The following is a 1,866-nucleotide window of genomic DNA, read 5'->3' as shown; positions in this document are numbered from 1 at the left end:
ATAACTTCTCGGGGTTAGCCTAGATCATCCAACTCCCGTTGGATTTTAGGATAAATTACAACTGAATATAGACTTGTGATGGATGATTGCACGATTAGAACCCTCAAAAATGTGAAAGAGGCATGACTTTAAGACATAGTAAAAACTATGCCTTGAAAAAAGTTATGATATGTCGTAAACTATCCGTGTTAAGCGTTGGAACTTAATACGGTTTGGAATGCCTCGACAGATGGCATTCCCCAGGCATCAAGATGTTGGAGCATCATGATGCCGTAGAGGCGGCAGTACCACATCATGGATGAACGGTGTCTGCCGTCTTCTAATTTATAGTCTTCTTTTTCACGTTTGTTTGAGCGTTCTACGGATGTTCTTCTATCATATTCCTTATCCCATTCCTTACTGTTTCTTGGCGGTATGTTAAATAACCGGGGATTGTCTTTGGTCGGCGTATGAACAACACGACCATAAGGTGAATCGGAGCATGGAGTTTCGCAATGGCAGCCTGACCGGTTGGTCTTTGGGCATCTCCATTTACACCGGTTCCGATCTGGTTCCACACCGTCCGGTTTCATACGTAAGCCTAACTTACAGACAGGAACGCCATCTGAGCCAACGGTAAACGTATCTTTATAGATAAAGTTACCTGTATTTCCGGAATTCAGGTCAATAAAAGGCTGGATGCCAGTCTCCTGACAGTACCGGTAGACGGCGTCCGCGTCATGTGCGGCATCCAAAAGTAGTTTTGCGACCCGGTACTCCGGAAGCCATGTTTTCATGGTAAAGAAAGAGTGCAGGAAAGAAAGCATGTCATGACGGGATGCCCGTTCGAGAAGCGGGAATACCGGAAGATCGTTTTCCGAATCGGAAGCGACAAACATGTACAGATGGTAGCCGTTGAAATAGCAGTCCCTGGAGGAATCCCATCCAATGTTGCAGTCCGGTTGGGAAAACATCCGTTTACAATTACAGTGAAGGATGCCTTTTTCGGAGCATTTACAGGCTTTCTTATAGCGTGGCCTGGCCATAGTTCTGACCGGAGTTCCGTCACCGGCAAGCGTGATAGCGGAGGGATTAATCAGACCACGGGAAACAGAAATATCGAGAAACTGCTGATTATATAAGCGGAAGATCAGGGAAAGCGGACTGCCGGAACTATCCGGGAGAGGATGCTTTTTGAAGAAGCGGATAAACCGGAAAGCCGCCGTATCCTCGATATTAGGAGTTTTATCTCCGTGTTTCTTACCTTTTGGAGTTTTCTTCTTTTTATAGCGGAACTGAGTGGAAAGATGTTTCTTGTCCGAGTTCCACATATGCCAGAAGAAGTCATAGAAGGTTCCGATGCCGGGAACATCTCCCGGGGAGAAACCGCTGAGGATCGCATAAAGAGGACATTCTTTCAGCTTAGATACCCAGTCAGTGACGGAAGTGACTTTCAACTTTAAGGAGAGCAGGTAAGAACGAAGCATGGAAGAAGGCTGTCTGGGCATAGGCCCCATTTTGGAATAGGAATCCATGAGGATCAGTTCCGTTTGTGACAGATCCATATGCCAGAACTGGACGATCACTTTCCATGTTTGCCGAGAAAGGGAAAAGGGATCCGGATAAAACTTCAGGAAATTTGAAGCAAAAAACTCCTGAAAGTCAGCATGTGAATCGGGGGAATAGACAGGTAACATAGGAAACGCCTCCATTTCAAGTGTGATAATGTCCAGCGGTGCCGGACGGAATACCTCTTGTAAACAAGGGCGCGAAGCGCCGCATTTTTTGAGGCATTTGTCAAGATTTTTTTGAAAAAAATGGGGGGATTTTTGAAATGAGCAAAGAAAAAAGCCCTGAAAATCAAGGTTTAAAACTCCGAGAAAATAT

At 45.4% G+C, this 1,866-nt stretch carries 1 protein-coding gene; it reads right to left on the bottom strand.

The genetic code is table 11. The features are described 5' to 3' along the window. Positions 1-188 precede the first annotated feature (188 nt). Positions 189-1,676, bottom strand: a complete 1,488-nt coding sequence (locus tag ACESZH_RS23825; RefSeq protein WP_373219575.1) for a hypothetical protein — start codon at positions 1,674-1,676, stop codon at positions 189-191. Positions 1,677-1,866 lie beyond the last annotated feature (190 nt).

Origin of the sequence: Ruminococcus sp. 5_1_39BFAA, from assembly GCF_964240875.1 — a bacterium.
Taxonomy (GTDB): domain Bacteria; phylum Bacillota; class Clostridia; order Lachnospirales; family Lachnospiraceae; genus Blautia_A.
Note: the sequence above shows the minus strand (reverse complement) of the source record. Positions and strands in the feature narration are given on the sequence as shown.

What these genes read in the sequence shown, in the direction of transcription:
- ACESZH_RS23825 (WP_373219575.1), bottom strand. Translation starts at nt 1,676, where the DNA reads ATGTTACCTGTCTATTCCCCCGATTCACATGCTGACTTTCAGGAGTTT.